Genomic DNA, 15,462 nt, shown 5'->3' on the forward strand with positions numbered 1-15,462 from the left:
GTGTCCCGTGGACCTGAAGACAGCCTCCGCCCTCCGCCGCCTGCGCCTGGTCTCCGCCCCCGAGGCCGTGTCCTTCCTTCTCCTGCTGGTCTGCTCGGTGCTGAAGCGGACCACGGACTTCAACGCGGTGCCCGTGATGGGCATGGTCCACGGCGTGCTGTTCGTCCTGTACGTGCTCTTCTGGGCGGATGCCTGGAACCGCGCGAAGTGGCCCTTCGGGACCGCGGCCCTCTACTTCGTCCTTTCGTTCCTGCCGACCGGCGGTTTCTTCGCCGAGCGCAAGCTGCGCCGGGAGGCCGAGGACGCGGTCATCGCCTCCCGCGCCCGCCGGGAATCGGCGGCGAAGGCATGATCGTCGCGTTCTCGGTCACGCCGCTGGGTGTCGGCGAGGACGTCGGTGACTACGTCGCCGACGCCGTCCGGGTCGTCCGGGCGTCCGGTCTCCCGAACCGCACCGACGCCATGTTCACCTCCGTCGAGGGCGAATGGGACGAGGTCATGGACGTCGTCAAGCGTGCCGTGGCCGCCGTCGAGGAACGGGCCCCACGTGTCTCCCTGGTCCTCAAGGCCGACATCCGCCCCGGTGTGACGGACGGCCTGACCTCCAAGGTGGAGACGGTGGAACGGCATCTGGGGGAGCGTTCGGAGTAGAGGCCGGGCCCTGCGACGGAACACCCGTTCCAGCGGTCGCTCGAACGGGTGGCATCTGCGGGGGTTTTCGGTCGGTGCCGCCTGGCTAATGTCTCCCGAGGCCGATCAGGTTCCGCGCGACGGCGTGGCATCGAAGGGGAGTGTGCGGTGGCAGGGCGGCGCGGACCGGGACCGGTCGGCAGGATGGTCACGGCGTTCCTGGTGGCGGCATCGCTGTCGGTGGTCTGCGTGGGGGAGGCGCCCCGGCCGCCCGCCTGCGCACTCGTCGGGGGCGAGCTGACCGTGGACGACCTGCCCGCCGGCTCGTCCGTGCTCGACTGTCTCGCGGTCGGCCGGGTGGTCACCCACGAGGGCGCCGGAGTGGCGGTGCCCGAACCCGGCACGACGGTCAGCGTCGACGCGCTCACGGTGGACGGCTCGGCGCACGGTTTCACCCTGACGGTCGCCGCCGACGGAACGGTCTCCTACACCTACGAGGCGGCCCACACGGCGGCCCACACGGCGGCCGCCGCCGGCCGGGCCCGCGCCGACGCGCCCGCCCCCTGCGCCGACGGCGCCTACTCCACCGCGGGGCGCAAGGAGTACGGCACCTACGAGTGGTTCATCGGCGACGGCCCCCTGCCCGGCCGGCTGTCCCGCGCCGGAGGCCGACGCGCCTTCGAGGACGCCATCGCCACCATCACCACGAGCCGCAACGACTGCGGCTACGACGACACCGTCACGGCGAGGGCCAGGTTCCTGTCGTCGACAGGCAACGAGGCCGGCATCGACCGCGCGGCCCGCTGCACCCGCCGGGACGGTCTGAGCGTGTGGGACGCGGGCGACATCGGCGCCGAGGCCGTCGCGACGACCTGCTCCTGGAGCCGGCCGGTGCCCGACGGCCCCGAGGAACTGCTCGAGGCCGACGTCCGCTTCAACACCCACGACTTCCCGTTCACGAACCGCCCGTCCGGCGGCTGCACGCACGCGTACGACATCCGCAGCGTCGCCACGCACGAGGCCGGGCACGTCTTCGGCCTCGGCCACTCCGGCGCCGGACACGAGAACCTCACCATGTACGCGGACTCGTTCGCCTGCTCCACGGACGCCCGCACGCTCGGCAAGGGCGACGTGCTCGGCCTGCGCAGCCTCTACTGAGCGCCGCCCGACACCAGCGCCATCCCCAGCGGCGTCCGCTCGTACAGCACCTGGTGGCCGTGGCGCCGGGACACCAGCAGCCCGGAGGCGCTGTCCGCGCCCTACGCCGACGGCGTCGGCTCCACCGGACTGGGCCTGCTGATGTGCGCCCTGCCGGTCGGCGCGATCGCCGGCGAGCTGTGGGCAGGCTCCCGGCTGCGTCCGGTCACCCGCGAGCGCGTCGCGCTGCCGCTCGTCTGTGTGACGCTGCTGCCCTGTCTCGGCTACGCGCTCCACCCCGGCCTCGCCGTCTCGCTGCTCCTGCTGGTCGTCTCGGGCGCGGGGTCGGCGTACACCCTCGGCCTCGACCAGTGGATCGTCCGGGACGTGCCCGAGGAACTGCGCGGCCGGGCCATGACGCTGCTCACCGCCGGGCTCATGACGTTCCAGGGCGTCGGCATGGCTCTCGCCGGGGTGGCCGCGGAGCTGCTGGGGGTGGCGGCCGCGGTCACCGGGGCCGGTGTGCTGGGGACGGTCGCCTGCGTACTGACGGCCCTGGAGGTCCGGCGGACCGAGGGCCGAGACGGGGCTGACCACGATATGACCGGCCGGTAAGGTCTGGAGGCGTGCCGAAACCGCCCAGTCTTCCCTTCGACCCCATCGCCCGCGCCGACGAGCTCTGGAAGCAGCGCTGGGGGAACACGCCGTCCATGGCCGCGATCACCTCGATCATGCGCGCGCACCAGATCCTGCTCGCCGAGGTCGACGCCGTGGTCAAGCCGTACGGCCTGACCTTCGCTCGCTTCGAGGCGCTGGTGCTGCTCACCTTCTCCAAGGAGGGCGAGCTGACCATGTCGAAGATCGGCGAGCGGCTCCAGGTGCACCCCACCTCGGTGACGAACACCGTCGACCGCCTGGTGAGGTCGGGCCTGGTCGCCCGGCGCCCCAACCCCAACGACGGCCGCGGCACCCTCGCCGTCATCACCGACAAGGGCCGGGAGGTCGTCGAGGAGGCCACCCGCGACCTGATGGCGATGGACTTCGGCCTCGGGGTGTACGACGCGGAGGAGTGCGGGGAGATCTTCGCGATGCTCAGGCCGCTGCGGGTCGCCGCGCACGACTTCGACGAGGAGTGACCCGGAACCGGGGGAAGCTGCCCCGCCTCCCGCAGGAGTGACCCGGGGCAAGATCTCCCGGAACGGGTCGTTACGCTCGTCGGCATGAAGAAGAGCGTGCTGACCCGCTACCGCGTCCTGGCCTATGTCACCGGTGTGCTGCTGGTCCTGCTGTGCCTGGGCATGATCGCCAAGTACGGCCTGGACGTCGACGGGGCCGCGGACTTCACCCGCGTCGTCGCCATCGCGCACGGCTGGCTCTACGTCCTCTACCTGGTCTTCGCCTTCGACCTGGGATCCAAGGCGAAGTGGCCGGTGGGCAAGCAGCTGTGGGTGCTGCTGGCCGGCACCGTCCCGACGGCCGCCTTCTTCGTGGAGCGCAGGATCAGCCGGGAGCTGGCGGGCCGGATCGCCGACGAGGCGCCCGTGGCCGCGAAGGCCTAGGTCAGGCCCCTGTTCCGGCGCCGATCCGGCCGCCGTACCCGTGCCGCACGCGCGCGTGTACGGCGGCCGGACACGCGCAGTCACCACGGAGCCCCACCGATAGCCATCGACATTTACTTGGACGTCCTAGTAAATTTGAGGCATGGACGCTGACGCCATCGAGGAGGGCCGCCGTCGCTGGCAGGCCCGGTACGACGCTTCGCGCAAGCGTGAGGCCGACTTCACCACACTCTCCGGGGATCCCGTGGAGCCGGCGTACGGGCCCCGGCCCGGTGACACGTACGACGGCTTCGAGCGGATCGGCTGGCCCGGGGAGTACCCCTTCACGCGCGGGCTGTACCCGACCGGCTACCGGGGGCGCACCTGGACCATCCGGCAGTTCGCCGGGTTCGGCAACGCCGAGCAGACCAACGAGCGCTACAAGATGATCCTCGCCAACGGCGGCGGAGGTCTGTCCGTCGCCTTCGACATGCCCACGCTGATGGGCCGCGACTCCGACGACCGGCACGCGCTGGGCGAGGTCGGGCACTGCGGGGTCGCCATCGACTCGGCCGCCGACATGGAGGTCCTGTTCAAGGACATCCCGCTGGGTGACGTCACCACCTCCATGACGATCAGCGGTCCGGCCGTCCCCGTCTTCTGCATGTACCTCGTCGCCGCCGAACGGCAGGGCGTCGACCCGGGCGTCCTCAACGGCACGCTCCAGACGGACATCTTCAAGGAGTACATCGCCCAGAAGGAATGGCTCTTCCAGCCCGAGCCGCATCTGCGCCTCATCGGCGACCTGATGGAGTACTGCGCGTCCGGCATCCCCGCCTACAAGCCGCTGTCCGTCTCCGGCTACCACATCCGCGAGGCCGGGGCGACGGCCGCGCAGGAGCTGGCGTACACGCTGGCGGACGGCTTCGGATACGTGGAACTGGGGCTCAGCCGCGGTCTCGACGTGGACGTGTTCGCGCCCGGACTGTCCTTCTTCTTCGACGCGCACGTGGACTTCTTCGAGGAGATCGCCAAGTTCCGCGCGGCGCGCAGGATCTGGGCCCGCTGGATGCGGGACGTCTACGGGGCGCGGTCCGAGAAGGCGCAGTGGCTGCGCTTCCACACCCAGACCGCCGGGGTCTCGCTGACCGCCCAGCAGCCGTACAACAACGTGGTGCGTACGGCCGTGGAGGCGCTCGCGGCGGTGCTCGGCGGGACCAACTCGCTGCACACCAACGCCCTGGACGAGACCCTCGCGCTGCCGAGCGAGCAGGCGGCGGAGATCGCGCTGCGCACCCAGCAGGTGCTGATGGAGGAGACCGGCGTCGCCAACGTCGCCGACCCGCTGGGCGGTTCCTGGTACGTCGAGCAGCTGACGGACCGGATCGAGGCCGACGCCGAGAAGATCTTCGAGCAGATCCGGGAGCGCGGGCTGCGGGCCCACCCCGACGGACGGCACCCGATCGGGCCGATCACCTCGGGGATCCTGCGCGGGATCGAGGACGGCTGGTTCACCGGGGAGATCGCGGAGTCGGCGTTCCGGTACCAGCAGTCCGTGGAGAAGGGCGAGAAGCGGGTCGTCGGCGTCAACGCGCACACCGGGTCGGTGACCGGGGACCTGGAGATCCTGCGGGTCAGCCACGAGGTCGAGCGGGAGCAGGTGCGCGTCCTCGCGGAGCGGAAGTCGGGGCGGGACGAGACGGCCGTGCGGGCCGGCCTCGACGCCATGCTGGCCGCCGCCCGTGACGGGTCCAACATGATCGGGCCGATGCTGGACGCCGTGCGGGCCGAGGCGACGCTGGGCGAGATCTGCGACGTGCTACGGGAGGAGTGGGGCGTCTACACCGAGCCCGCGGGGTTCTAGGGGCGCCGGTGGGGCGGGGGGCGGGGGCGAGCGGGTGCCCCCGCCCCTCAGACGTGTTCTCCGGGCAGGTCGCCGGACGGGCCGGTGGACGCGGTCAGGCCCAGGAGCAGGACCCGCGTGAAGCTGCGGACCCACTCCTCGTCCGCGGGTTCCGCGCTGACCAGGGTGCGGTGGACCACCGCACCCGCCACGACGTCGAAGATGAGGTCCACCGTGCGGGCGGCCTCGGCCGGGTCGGTCTGCGGGGGGAGCTCACCGCGCGCCTGGGCGCGGGCGCGGCCCTCCAGGACCAGGTCCTTCTGCGGATCGACGATGGAGGCCCGGATGCGCTCGCGCAGGGCGTCGTCGCGGGTGGACTCGGCGACGGCCGCCATCAGACCGCTCTTGGCCTCGGGCCGGGCCAGGATCGCCGCGAACTGGAGGACCACGCCCTCGATGTCGGCGGCGAGGCTGCCCCGGTCGGGGAGTTCGAGTTCACCGAAGAGTTCCGCGACCGCGTCGACGACCAGTTCGTTCTTGCCGGCCCAGCGGCGGTAGAGGGTCGTCTTGGCGACTCCGGCGCGCGTCGCCACATCCCCCAGCGTCAGCTTGGACCAGCCCAGCTCGACCAGCGCCTCCCGGGTCGCGGCCAGGATCGCGGTGTCCGCCGCGGCGCTGCGCGGACGGCCCGTGCGACAGGCGGGGGTGCGGATCTGCATTCCCCGACCATAACCGGCGGTTTGTCATGGGCTTCCGTGAGGGAGATCACTGAGGCGTGGTGTTGCGGAGGCACCCGGTGCCATTACGCTACGACTCGTAGCGAAAGCTCGCGCGGGACGTGCGCGGGCCGGTGGCCCGGCGGGGTGCGGGGTGGGGACCCCGGTGCTCAGGTCCGGGATGTTCGGAAGTATTCGGAACGCTTTTCACGCAGGCGCGCGGACGGGGGAGGATAGACGCATGCAGCCACGGAACATGTCCATGAGCGGAGTCGTCGACCTCGCCGCGGTGAAGGCGGCCCAGGAGGCCAAGGCGAAGGCGGAGCAGACGCGCGCCGAAACGGCACGGCAGGGCGGCGCGGGGGCCGTTTCCCCGGCCGATCTCGTCATCGACGTCGATGAGGCGGGCTTCGAGCAGGAGGTCCTCCAGCGGTCCGCCGAGGTGCCCGTCGTCATCGACTTCTGGGCCGAGTGGTGTCAGCCCTGCAAGCAGCTGAGCCCCGTCCTCGAGCGGCTCGCCGTCGAGTACAACGGCCGCTTCCTGCTCGCCAAGATCGACGTCGACGCCAACCAGATGCTGATGCAGCAGTTCGGGGTGCAGGGCATCCCGGCCGTCTTCGCGGTCGTCGCCGGGCAGGCACTGCCGCTCTTCCAGGGGGCCGCCGGCGAGGCCCAGATCCGGCAGACCCTCGACCAGTTGGTGCAGGTCGCCGAGCAGCGGTTCGGGCTCACCGGCCTGACCGTCGACGCCGACGCCGACGCCGGGCCGGGTGCCGTGGAGGCGGCCGAGGCCGAGCCCGTCGGACCCCACGACACGCTGCTCGAAGCCGCCGTACAGGCGCTGGACGCGGGCGACTTCGGCGGCGCCGTGCAGGCCTACCGCAACGTGCTCGCCGACGACCCGGGCAACAGCGAGGCCAAGCTCGGGCTCGCCCAGGCCGAGTTGCTCCAGCGGGTGGGCGGGATGGATCCGCAGCAGGTGCGCAAGGACGCCGCCGACAAGCCCGAGAACCCCGAGGCGCAGATCGCCGCGGCCGACCTGGACCTGGTGGGCGGTCACGTCGAGGACGCGTTCGGACGGCTCATCGACACCGTGCGGCGCACGGCCGGTGACGACCGGGACGCCGTACGGCTGCGGCTGCTCGAACTGTTCGAGGTGGTCGGACCGGACGACCCCCGGGTGGCGGCGGCCCGGCGGGCGCTGGCGCGCGCCCTGTTCTGATCCGCCGCGCGCCGTGTTCTGACCAGTCACTAAACGTCAGAGCGCGTGGCGCCGCGGTGAAAGTTCTGCCGATGTGGTTCCCCAGCGGCCGCGTTTTACCAAATCTTGGTAATCGCGGCCGCTGTTACTGCAAGTAAGACTTGGGCGTTGTTCTGTCGGATTCTGTCCAGCGATCAACAGCTTTGTCCCGGGCGTTGCTGACACCCTGCGTTGCCGCCCGAGACCTATGGGTCGTTGTTCGGTTATCCGGCCGTTACTAGCGAGTAACGAACCCCCTTGTGCGGGCGGCGAGAATGCACCACGATCGGCCACGCTCGGTCCAATCCCGTACCCCGACAGCCGGTTGGGTCAACGGGTTTTCCTGGGTCCCCACCGAGCAGAGCCGACAGCAGTGCAGTCGGCTCTCGGACAGGGGGGTCTTCGCTGCGGTGAAGCCTGTCCAGCAAGGTTGTGCGTGATGCGTGTCAGGCGCGACCAGTGGTTGTCGCTCGGGGGTGATCGCCGGTGATCGGTGCGCGGTTCGCGCCTCCGAGACAGGCGCTCCCCTTCCCGAGGACGTAGCACTTCTCCCATCCCTGCCCGGCTGAGCCGCCGTCCGAGGGGGCGGCCGGGATCAGGAGATGTACGTCCGAGAAGGAGGAAATATGGAGTCCCAGGTGCGTGGCGGGACCAGATGGAAGCGCTTCGCTGTGGTCATGGTGCCCAGCGTCGCCGCTACGGCATGTATAGGTGTCGCCCTCGCGCAGGGTGCACTGGCCGCGTCGTTCAGCGTGTCCGGTCAGTCGTTCAAGGTGACGGCCGACAAGCTGGAAGGCACGGGTTTCTCGCAGTACGGCGCGATCGACTCGGGTTACACCCTCGACGGCAAGAAGACGGCTCACGCCGTTGCCGTCTCGGCGTTCAAGAGCGCCTCGATCACGAACATGTGCCAGTCCGTGGTCACCCCGAACATCCCGCTGCTCGGTTCCGTCAGCCTCACGCTGAAGGCCGGCGGCGGCGGTACGCCGGTCGAGGCGGAGAACCTGTACATCGACGTCGAGGACCTGAGCGCGGACGCCGTGTTCAAGGGCATCGACATCGGTGTGGCCGCCAAGGACGCCAGCAAGGGTCCGGGCCTCAAGAGCGGTGACACGGCCAACCCGTACGGGTTCGCCCAGCAGGCGGACTCCGCCACGCTGACCGACGTGAAGCAGACGGCGTGGGCCACCACCGCCGGAACCTTCAAGCTCAGCGGCCTGAAGATGTCGCTGTCGACGGGTGTCAAGGAGTGCTACTAAGCACTCTCTGACGGGCGGGGGGGCCGGTGGCGCCCCCGCCCGTCCAGTCTGAAGCCCCTGGCTTCACCAGCACTTCGACTCACCACCACAGAAACGCCGCACCAGGGAGCTGTTTTCCATGAGCGCCGAGACCCCTGTCGCCTCCGGTCAGTTCACCCACCGGAGGGAGCAGTTCCGCGCCTGGCGGGGCACGAGGCCGTTCTGGGCGGGCCTGTTCGTCCTGATCGCCGGCTTCCCCATCGCGTACTTCCCTTACGCGCACCTCCAGGTGGGCCACCTCACTCTGGCGATGGCCACGACGGCGGGCGCGGGATCGCTGATCATCGGCGTGCTGCTGGGCGTCCTGGGCATCAGTCTGTGGTTCCAGAAGCACGTACAGGTCTTCGCCGGAGTCGCGGCGATCCTGCTCGGCCTGGTGTCCATCCCGGTGTCGAACCTCGGCGGCTTCCTCATCGGCTTCCTGTTCGCGCTGATCGGCGGGGCGATGGCCGTGTCCTGGGTGCCGGGCACACCGCCGGCCCCGGCGCCGGCTCCCGAAGCCGGCGCGACCGCCGGCGGCAACCCCGAGGGCGCGTTCCCCGCAAGTCCCGCCGACGCGGGCGACCTCACCGCGAACCCGTACAGCACGGGCCCGGCCCCGACCGGGAAGCCGTCCTTCACGAAGGACGACCACGGGGCGGGCGAGCCGCACGATCTGCACGATCTGTCAGGAACGAGCCCGGCCAACGGGGCGAACGGGAGGCACAGTGCCGGCTGACGAGGTTTCCACCGGGAGCGATGTGGACGCTGCCCGCGTGAGAACCACCGGGCCGCGGCACGCGGCACCCAAGAAGCCGCTGTTCACCAGGCTCCACATGCCGGCCGGCAAGGCGATAGCCCTGGCGGCCATGCCGACGGCGGTCCTCATGGGAATGGGGTTCACCCCGACGCTCGCCAACGCCGAGGACCAGCCGGCGTCCAAGAGCCTCACCATCGACGAGTACAAGGACTGCGTGGCGGCGCTGGAAGGCGCGGACGCCTCCGCGTCGGCCTCCCCGTCACCGTCCGCCTCGGCGAGCGCGAGCGAGTCGGCCGACGACTCGAAGGACGAGTCCGGCTCGGACGGTTCGGCGGACGACTCGAAGGACACGTCGGGCGGTTCGGGCGGCACGGGTGACTCCGGTTCGTCGGATTCAGGTTCCGACGACACGGCCGAGCCCGCTCCCGCGGCGTCCTCCGCGGCCGCCGAACCCGAGAAGTCGTCGGCGTCCGGCGACACCGCGACGGCGAGCCCGTCGGACTCCGAGACGAGCAAGAGCGTCCTGGAGACCGTCGGCGACGCCATCACGGACCTCTTCGACGGCAACGGCGGCGACACGACGGCCGGTTCGAGCCCGTCCCCGTCGGCCTCGGCGTCGGCTTCGGCCGGCGACTCGTCGTCGGACTCCGGCTCGGGCTCCTCGGACACCTCCGGTTCCTCCGGCACCGGCTCCTCCGGCAAGGACTCCTCCGGCACCTCCAAGGACTCCACCGACGCCGTCACCGACACGGCGAAGGACACCGTCGAGGACACCGCCGACGGGGCCGAGGACGCGACGAAGGACACCGAGGAGGCCGCCGACGACGCCACGGCCTCGCCGAGCCCCTCGGAGAGCGCCGGTACGGACGCCGACGACTGCCCCGCCGCCACGGACGAGGAGGGCGGCATCGACAACAAGATCAGGCTGCCCGACGACCCGTGGTACCTGAACGCCAGTTCGCTGCTCCTCAAGGGCGCCGACTACCAGGGCATCGTCAAGGTGAAGACCGCCAACGGCACGGTCAAGGAGGTGCTGAAGTACGTCATCTCCGACGGCACCGACATAGGCGACCTGCACCAGACGGTGGACGACAAGCAGTCCGGCAAGACCTACCACGTGCAGGCGGGCAAGGGCACCACGTCCACCATCCGTGACGGCGACACGATCATGTACACGGAGAGCATCTCCGGCAACCTGTTCGGCCTGATACCCATCACGTTCACCCCGAAGAGCCCGCCGCCGCTGAACATCCCGCTGATCTACTTCACCAACGTGAAGGTCCAGCAGGCGGGCCAGCTCGGCGGCACGCTGACCGTCCCCGGTCTGCACCAGTACACGACCGGCTGAGCGGTACCGGCCGATCGTCCCAGAGCCCGTTCCGGGAGCCGCGACAAATGCTGAGGGCGCCCCCTTCCCAGGGGGCGCCCTCAGCGCCGTACCGGCCCCTTCGCGGGGCCGCCGGATCAGTCGCGGGAGCCGCCACCGAGGTGGTGGACGCGCAGCATGTTGGTGGTGCCGGGCACACCGGGAGGCGAGCCGGCGGTGATGATGACGATCTCGCCCGGGCTGAAGCGGTTGATCTTGGCGATCTGCTGGTCGACCATGTCGACCATCTCGTCGGTGCTGTTCACGAACGGCACGATGTGCGACTCGACGCCCCAGCTGAGCGCCAGCTGGTTGCGGGTGCCCTCGTCGGTGGTGAACGCGATGATCGGCTGGGCCGCACGGTAACGGGAGAGCCGCCGGGCGGTGTCGCCGGACTGGGTGAAGGCCACCAGGCCCCGGCCGCCCAGGAAGTCGGAGATCTCGCACGCCGCGCGCGCGATCGAACCACCCTGGGTGCGCGGCTTCTTGCCCGGCACCAGCGGCTGGAGACCCTTGCTGAGCAGCTCCTGCTCGGCCGCGGTGACGATCTTCGACATCGTCTTCACGGTTTCGATCGGGTACGCGCCCACGCTCGACTCGGCGGACAGCATGACCGCGTCCGCGCCGTCCAGGATCGCGTTGGCCACGTCGGAGGCCTCGGCGCGGGTGGGACGGGAGTTGGTGATCATCGACTCCATCATCTGGGTCGCCACGATCACCGGCTTGGCGTTGCGACGGCACAGCTCGATGAGGCGCTTCTGCACCATGGGGACCTTCTCGAGCGGGTACTCGACGGCCAGGTCGCCACGGGCGACCATGACGGCGTCGAACGCCGCGACGACGTCCTCCATGTTCTCCACCGCCTGCGGCTTCTCCACCTTGGCGATGACGGGGACCCGGCGGCCCTCCTCGTCCATCACCCGGTGGACGTCGGCCACGTCCTTGGCGTCCCGCACGAAGGACAGCGCGACCAGGTCGGCGCCCATGCGCAGCGCGAACCGCAGGTCGTCGATGTCCTTCTCGCTGAGCGCGGGCACGTTGACGGCCGTGCCGGGCAGGTTGATGCCCTTGTGGTCGGAGATGACACCGCCCTCGATGACGATGGTCTTCACCCGGGGGCCCTCGACGTCCAGGACCTTCAGCTCGACGTTGCCGTCGTTGATGAGGATCTGGTCGCCGCGCGAGACGTCGCCCGGCAGGCCCTTGTACGTCGTGCCGCAGATCGTCTTGTCGCCGGGGACGTCGTCGGTGGTGATGGTGAACTCGTCACCGCGCACCAGCTCGACCGGACCCTCGGCGAAGGTCTCGAGGCGGATCTTCGGGCCCTGGAGGTCGGCGAGGACGCCGATGGCCCGGCCGGTCTCCTTGGCGGCGGCCCGGACCCGGTCGTAACGGCCCTGGTGCTCGGCGTGGGAGCCGTGGCTGAAGTTGAAGCGGGCCACGTTCATGCCGGCTTCGATCAGCGACACGAGCATTTCGTGGGAGTCGACCGCGGGGCCGAGAGTACAGACGATTTTCGAACGGCGCATGAGGCGATCCTATCGGTTTGTTTCGCTACGGAATATTCCGTCTGGTGGAAGATACAAATGAGAGGGGTTGTGCTCAGTTGCTTTCCTGCTCAGTTGCCCGCGGCGGAGCCGCGAATGATTACCGCTTCACCAGTGCGTAGGTCTGTGTGGCGATCTCCAGTTCCTCGTCCGTCGGCACCACGGCGACCGCCACCCGCGCGCCGGCGGGCGAGATCAACCGCGGCTCGTCACCGCGTACCGCGTTCAGCCCGTCGTCCACCGCCAGGCCCAGGGAGCCCAGGCCCGCCATGGCCGCCTCCCGCACCGGTGCCGCGTTCTCCCCGACCCCGGCGGTGAACGCGACCGCGTCCACGTGCCCGAGGACGGCGTAATACGCGCCGATGTACTTCTTCAGCCGGTGAATGTAGATGTCGAAGGCGAGCTTCGCCCGCTCGTCGCCCTCGTCGATCCTGCGCCGGATCTCCCGCATGTCGTTGTCACCGCACAGTCCGACGAGCCCGCTCTTCTTGTTGAGAAGAGTGTCGATTTCATCGATGGACATTTCACCAACACGCGCCAAATGGAAGATGACGGCCGGATCGGTGTCCCCGGAGCGCGTACCCATCACGAGCCCCTCCAAGGGCGTCAGCCCCATCGAGGTGTCCACGCACCGCCCCTTCTCGACGGCCGAGGCGGACGCCCCGTTGCCGAGGTGCAGCACGATGACGTTCACCTCTTCGGGGGCCTTGCCCAGCAGCTTCGCCGTCGCCCGGGAGACGTACGCGTGCGAGGTCCCGTGAAAGCCGTAGCGCCGTACGCGGTGCGCGTCGGCGGTCTCGACGTCGATCGCGTAGCGGGCCGCCGCCTCCGGCATCGTCGTGTGGAACGCGGTGTCGAAGACGGCGACCTGGGGCAGGTCGGGGCGCAGGGCCGTCGCGGTACGGATCCCGGTGAGGTTGGCCGGGTTGTGCAGCGGGGCGACCGGGATCAGCCGCTCGATCTCGGCGAGCACGGCGCCGTCGATCACGGTCGGCTGGGTGAAGTGCTTGCCGCCGTGCACGACACGGTGCCCGATGGCGGCGAGTTCGGGGGAGTCGAGACCGAGGCCGTCCTTCGCGAGCTCCTCCGCCACGGCCTTGAGCGCGGCGTCGTGGTCCGCGATCGGCCCGGTCCGCTCACGGCTCTCCCCGCCGGTGGCGAGGGGCGTGTGCTTGAGCCGGGAGGACTGCTCACCGATCCGCTCGACGAGCCCGTTCGCGAGCCGGCTGCTGTCCCGCATGTCGAGCAGCTGGTACTTCACCGACGAGGAGCCGGAGTTGAGGACGAGGACACGGGTCGCGGTCACTGCTGGGAAGCCTTCTCGTTCGGGGTCTGGGCCTGGATCGCCGTGATGGCCACGGTGTTGACGATGTCCTGGACCAGGGCGCCCCGGGACAGGTCGTTGACCGGCTTGCGCAGACCCTGGAGCACCGGCCCGACCGCGATCGCGCCGGCCGAACGCTGCACGGCCTTGTAGGTGTTGTTGCCGGTGTTGAGGTCCGGAAAGATCAACACGCTGGCCTGTCCGGCGACTTCGGAGCCCGGCAGCTTGGTCGCGGCGACGGTCGGTTCCACGGCGGCGTCGTACTGGATCGGCCCCTCGATCTTCAGGTCGGGGCGCCGCTCGCGGACGAGCTTCGTCGCCTCCCGCACCTTGTCGACGTCGGCGCCCGAGCCGGACGTACCGGTGGAGTACGACAGCATCGCGATCCGCGGCTCCACGCCGAACTGGGCGGCGGTCGCGGCCGCCTGGATGGCGATGTCGGCGAGTTGCTCGGCGTTCGGGTCCGGGTTCACGGCGCAGTCGCCGTACACGAGGACCTTGTCGGCGAGGCACATGAAGAAGACGGACGAGACGATGTCGGCGTCCGGCTTCGTCTTGATGATCTCGAAAGCGGGCCGGATGGTGGCGGCCGTGGAGTGCACCGACCCGGAGACCATGCCGTCGGCGAGGCCCTCCTGGACCATGAGCGTCCCGAAGTAGTTCACGTCCGAGACGACGTCGTACGCCAGCTCCACCGTGACGCCCTTGTGGGCCCGCAGCCGGGCGTACTTCTCGGCGAAGGAGTCGCGCAGCTCGGAGGTGGCCGGGTCGATCAGCGAGCAGTCGCCGAGGTCGATGCCGAGGTCGGCGGCCTTCTTGCGGATCAGGTCGACGGGCCCGAGCAGGGTGAGGTCGCAGACGCCCCGGCGCAGCAGCACCTCGGCCGCGTGCAGCACCCGCTCCTCGGTCCCCTCCGGCAGGACGACCCGGCGCCTGTCGACGCGGGCCCGCTCGAGGAGCTTGTGCTCGAACATCATGGGGGTGAGGCGGTCGCTGCTCGGCGCGGAGACGCGGCTGAGCAGACCGGCCGTGTCCACGTGCCGCTCGAACAGCCCCAGGGCGGTCTCGGCCTTGCGCGGGGTGGCCGCGTTCAGCTTGCCCTCGAGGGAGAACAGCTGCTCGGCGGTGAGGAAGCTGTTGCCGGGCACCGAGACGACGGGCGTGCCGGGGGCGAGACGGGCGGCGAGCGTGAGGATCTCGTCGCTCGGCACCTCGTCGAGGGTGAGCAGCAGACCGGCGATCGGCGGGGTGCCGGCGCTGTGCGCGGCCAGCGAGCCGATGACCAGGTCGGCGCGGTCCCCGGGGGTGACGACCAGGCAGCCCGGGGTCAGCGCGTTGAGGAAGTTCGGCAGCATCGCCCCGCCGAAGACGAAGTCGAGCGCGTCACGGGCCAGCCCGGAGTCGTCGCCGAGCAGCACCCTCGCGCCCAGCGCGTGACTGATCTGCGCGACGGTCGGCGCGGCGAGGGCGGGCTCGTCGGGCAGCACGTAACAGGGCACGGGCAGCCGGGTCGCCAGCCGGGCGGCGATCTCCTCCCGGTCGTCCGGGGCCACCCGGTTGGTCACCATGGCGAGGACGTCGCAGCCGAGGACCTCGTACGCCCGGTAGGCGTTGCGGGTCTCCGCGAACACGGACTCCACCGACTGCCTGCGTCCGCCGACGACCGGGATCACGGACGCGCCGAACTCGTTCGCGAGGCGCGCGTTGAGGGCGAGTTCGTCCGGGAACTGGGTGTCGGCGTAGTCCGTTCCCAGGACGAGGACGACGTCGTAGTCGCGGGCGACGCGGTGGAACCGCTCGACGAGGGTGGAGACCAGTTCGTCCGTCCCCTGTTCCGCCTGGAGGGCGGACGCCTCGTGGTAGTCCATGCCGTAGACGGTGGCCGGATCCTGCGCCAGCCGGTAGCGCGCACGCAGCAGCTCGAAGAGCCGGTCGGGCCCGTCGTGGACGAGTGGACGGAACACGCCCACCCGGTCGACCTGCCGGGTCAGGAGCTCCATGACTCCCAGCTCGACGACCTGACGGCCGTCGCCGCGGTCGATTCCGGTCACGTACACGCTGCGGGTCACGCGAGCTCTCCGTCT

Annotated in this window: 14 protein-coding genes and 1 pseudogene; 11 read left to right on the top strand and 4 right to left on the bottom strand. The window is 70.4% G+C overall.

Features of this window, described 5'->3' with window-relative positions; genetic code table 11:
* Window positions 1–7 precede the first annotated feature (7 nt).
* The 7 genes and pseudogenes from QF030_RS28605 to QF030_RS28635 all read left to right on the top strand — a co-directional run bounded on the left by QF030_RS28605 (window position 8) and on the right by QF030_RS28635 (window position 5,169).
* The gene (locus QF030_RS28605; protein ID WP_307165465.1) at window positions 8–352 is read left to right on the top strand and encodes a DUF3817 domain-containing protein; all 345 of its coding nucleotides are present in this window, start codon (window positions 8–10) and stop codon (window positions 350–352) included.
* The gene (locus QF030_RS28610) at window positions 349–651 is read left to right on the top strand and encodes an MTH1187 family thiamine-binding protein (protein WP_307165466.1); all 303 of its coding nucleotides are present in this window, start codon (window positions 349–351) and stop codon (window positions 649–651) included. Before QF030_RS28605 ends, QF030_RS28610 begins: the two co-directional genes overlap by 4 nt.
* Window positions 652–798: 147 nt before the next feature.
* The gene (locus QF030_RS28615; RefSeq protein ID WP_307165467.1) at window positions 799–1,788 is read left to right on the top strand and encodes a matrixin family metalloprotease; all 990 of its coding nucleotides are present in this window, start codon (window positions 799–801) and stop codon (window positions 1,786–1,788) included.
* Window positions 1,789–1,866: 78 nt separating this feature from the next.
* Window positions 1,867–2,382 (top strand): annotated as a pseudogene (locus QF030_RS28620) (MFS transporter); the annotation flags it as partial.
* A gap of 11 nt (window positions 2,383–2,393) precedes the next feature.
* Window positions 2,394–2,903 (top strand): MarR family winged helix-turn-helix transcriptional regulator, encoded by a 510-nt coding sequence (locus QF030_RS28625; RefSeq protein WP_307165468.1) that lies wholly within the window; start codon window positions 2,394–2,396, stop codon window positions 2,901–2,903.
* Between the two features lie 84 nt (window positions 2,904–2,987).
* Window positions 2,988–3,326: a DUF3817 domain-containing protein gene (locus QF030_RS28630; protein ID WP_307165469.1), complete on the top strand. Its 339-nt coding sequence runs from the start codon at window positions 2,988–2,990 to the stop codon at window positions 3,324–3,326.
* A 142-nt stretch (window positions 3,327–3,468) separates the two neighbouring features.
* Entirely contained in the window at window positions 3,469–5,169 is a 1,701-nt protein-coding gene (locus QF030_RS28635) for an acyl-CoA mutase large subunit family protein (RefSeq protein ID WP_307165470.1), read from the top strand.
* Between the two features lie 47 nt (window positions 5,170–5,216).
* Here QF030_RS28635 and QF030_RS28640 read toward each other — a convergent pair whose 3' ends face one another.
* The gene (locus tag QF030_RS28640) at window positions 5,217–5,867 is read right to left on the bottom strand and encodes a TetR/AcrR family transcriptional regulator (protein ID WP_307165471.1); all 651 of its coding nucleotides are present in this window, start codon (window positions 5,865–5,867) and stop codon (window positions 5,217–5,219) included.
* Between the two features lie 238 nt (window positions 5,868–6,105).
* Between QF030_RS28640 and QF030_RS28645 the strand changes: the two genes are divergently transcribed.
* From QF030_RS28645 to QF030_RS28660, 4 genes are all read left to right on the top strand, one after another.
* A complete protein-coding gene (locus tag QF030_RS28645) occupies window positions 6,106–7,086 on the top strand; it encodes a tetratricopeptide repeat protein (RefSeq protein ID WP_307165472.1) in 981 nt (326 codons plus the stop codon).
* Between the two features lie 644 nt (window positions 7,087–7,730).
* Window positions 7,731–8,363, top strand: coding sequence for a DUF6230 family protein (locus QF030_RS28650; protein WP_307165473.1), 633 nt, complete (start codon window positions 7,731–7,733; stop codon window positions 8,361–8,363).
* A gap of 118 nt (window positions 8,364–8,481) precedes the next feature.
* Entirely contained in the window at window positions 8,482–9,120 is a 639-nt protein-coding gene (locus tag QF030_RS28655) for a DUF6114 domain-containing protein (protein WP_307165474.1), read from the top strand.
* The gene (locus tag QF030_RS28660) at window positions 9,110–10,489 is read left to right on the top strand and encodes a hypothetical protein (RefSeq protein WP_307165475.1); all 1,380 of its coding nucleotides are present in this window, start codon (window positions 9,110–9,112) and stop codon (window positions 10,487–10,489) included. The genes QF030_RS28655 and QF030_RS28660 overlap by 11 nt, the downstream gene beginning before the upstream one ends.
* Window positions 10,490–10,605: 116 nt before the next feature.
* Here QF030_RS28660 and pyk read toward each other — a convergent pair whose 3' ends face one another.
* The 3 genes from pyk to pta all read right to left on the bottom strand — a co-directional run bounded on the left by pyk (window position 10,606) and on the right by pta (window position 15,447).
* Window positions 10,606–12,036: a pyruvate kinase gene (gene pyk, locus QF030_RS28665; protein WP_307165476.1), complete on the bottom strand. Its 1,431-nt coding sequence runs from the start codon at window positions 12,034–12,036 to the stop codon at window positions 10,606–10,608.
* 118 nt (window positions 12,037–12,154) lie between these two features.
* Window positions 12,155–13,360, bottom strand: coding sequence for an acetate kinase (locus QF030_RS28670; RefSeq protein ID WP_307165477.1), 1,206 nt, complete (start codon window positions 13,358–13,360; stop codon window positions 12,155–12,157).
* On the bottom strand, window positions 13,357–15,447 hold the full coding sequence (pta, locus tag QF030_RS28675) for a phosphate acetyltransferase (RefSeq protein WP_307165478.1): 2,091 nt from the start codon (window positions 15,445–15,447) through the stop codon (window positions 13,357–13,359). Before pta ends, QF030_RS28670 begins: the two co-directional genes overlap by 4 nt.
* Window positions 15,448–15,462: the final 15 nt, after the last annotated feature.

The sequence above is a fragment of the Streptomyces rishiriensis genome, from assembly GCF_030815485.1.
Taxonomy (GTDB): Bacteria; Actinomycetota; Actinomycetes; order Streptomycetales; family Streptomycetaceae; genus Streptomyces; species Streptomyces rishiriensis_A.

Excerpts from the sequence above, each read along its gene's own strand:
- QF030_RS28645 (WP_307165472.1), top strand. The coding sequence starts at position 6,106 with ATGCAGCCACGGAACATGTCCATGAGCGGAGTCGTCGACCTCGCCGCG.
- QF030_RS28630 (WP_307165469.1), top strand. The coding sequence starts at position 2,988 with ATGAAGAAGAGCGTGCTGACCCGCTACCGCGTCCTGGCCTATGTCACC.
- QF030_RS28655 (WP_307165474.1), top strand. The coding sequence starts at position 8,482 with ATGAGCGCCGAGACCCCTGTCGCCTCCGGTCAGTTCACCCACCGGAGG.
- pyk (WP_307165476.1), bottom strand. The coding sequence starts at position 12,036 with ATGCGCCGTTCGAAAATCGTCTGTACTCTCGGCCCCGCGGTCGACTCC.
- QF030_RS28640 (WP_307165471.1), bottom strand. The coding sequence starts at position 5,867 with ATGCAGATCCGCACCCCCGCCTGTCGCACGGGCCGTCCGCGCAGCGCC.
- QF030_RS28635 (WP_307165470.1), top strand. The coding sequence starts at position 3,469 with ATGGACGCTGACGCCATCGAGGAGGGCCGCCGTCGCTGGCAGGCCCGG.
- QF030_RS28610 (WP_307165466.1), top strand. The coding sequence starts at position 349 with ATGATCGTCGCGTTCTCGGTCACGCCGCTGGGTGTCGGCGAGGACGTC.
- QF030_RS28650 (WP_307165473.1), top strand. The coding sequence starts at position 7,731 with ATGGAGTCCCAGGTGCGTGGCGGGACCAGATGGAAGCGCTTCGCTGTG.